Annotated in this window: 2 protein-coding genes; one reads left to right on the top strand and one right to left on the bottom strand. The window is 48.4% G+C overall.

Annotated features, from left to right (window positions below):
- Window positions 1-433, bottom strand: a 433-nt coding sequence (locus tag A3750_RS22915; protein WP_068548912.1) for a gamma carbonic anhydrase family protein, incomplete at its 3' end; no start/stop codon positions are given.
- Between the two features lie 98 nt (window positions 434-531).
- On the opposite strand from A3750_RS22915, the gene A3750_RS22910 reads away from it, so the two are divergent.
- Window positions 532-774: hypothetical protein (locus A3750_RS22910; protein WP_369819975.1), on the top strand; the 243-nt coding region annotated here is incomplete at its 3' end.

Below are 774 nucleotides of genomic sequence, written 5' to 3'. Positions count from 1 at the left end.
GGCTGCCTCTATACACATATCCTGATTCCAAGCGCTTGCCTGGAGACACGGTACTACCGGCGGCAATAATAACTTCATCTTCGATCACTGCCCCGTCCATAACGATCGCACCCATACCAATCAAAACACGGTTGCCGATTGTGCATCCATGAAGCAAGGCTTTGTGTCCGACCGTAACGTCATCACCAACGATGAGGGGGTAGCCGTCTGGGTTAAAAGGGCCTGCGTGGGTAATGTGCAATACCGATCCGTCTTGTACGCTGGTTCGATCTCCTATCCTTATCTTATGCATGTCACCCCTGACGACGGCCATAGGCCAAACAGAGCAATCATCACCCAGTTGCACATCTCCGAGGACCAGCGCGCTTGGGTCAACAAAAACGCGCTCGCCTAGCAATGGCGAATGCTCAAGGTATTTGCGGACAGAATTCATGGCATTATTCCAATCTTTGTGAATTGTTACAGGGAAAGAACAGAGTAATATGTTTCAATTCCCTTTCTTCAGACCAATATAGTTCTAGGGTCGGCTTAATGTCTACAGCACTTTTGCGGGAACAGCAGTTACCCGCTTTCAATGAGTTTTCAACACACGATTTTGCGCCTGCTATTGAGGCGTTGATTGCAGATTATCAAGACAGCTTGGCGGAAGTGATTTCGCAAGAAAATCCAACATGGAGCTCTGCGGTTGCGCCTTTAAGCGATCTTAGCCGGAGGATTGATCACGTATGGTCGATCCTTTCTCATCTAAAGGCGGTTGATGATAACGAAACCCTT

The sequence above is a fragment of the Oleiphilus sp. HI0079 genome (assembly GCF_001635105.1).
The sequence above is the reverse complement of the archived record's forward strand: the minus strand, read 5'-3'. Positions and strand labels throughout refer to the sequence as shown.